The sequence below is a fragment of the Alistipes sp. UBA1686 genome (genome assembly GCF_002320215.1).
In the GTDB taxonomy this organism is placed as follows: domain Bacteria; phylum Bacteroidota; class Bacteroidia; order Bacteroidales; family Rikenellaceae; genus Alistipes; species Alistipes onderdonkii.
Genome location: NZ_DCKA01000018.1, coordinates 379827 through 380064 on the forward strand (window position 1 = coordinate 379827; position 238 = coordinate 380064).

The following is a 238-nucleotide window of genomic DNA, read 5'->3' on the forward strand; positions in this document are numbered from 1 at the left end:
TATGGCAGCCGGCCGCCCGGCAGCCTTCGCCTGCCGTCAGGGCGACCCGGCCGCAGCCCCCCTGAACTCGCGCGGCCGGGCGACGATGCCGCCCGGCCCGCTCGCGTCCGCCGTCGCTCGGCAAGCTCGCTCGTCGTCCGGGGGAGAGCGGTCGCCTCACTCACAACATAGATGCAAAGTTAGCCGAAGTCGCGGAGACAGCGGCAAGGATCGGCCTCGGCATGATGCCTCGGCCGCC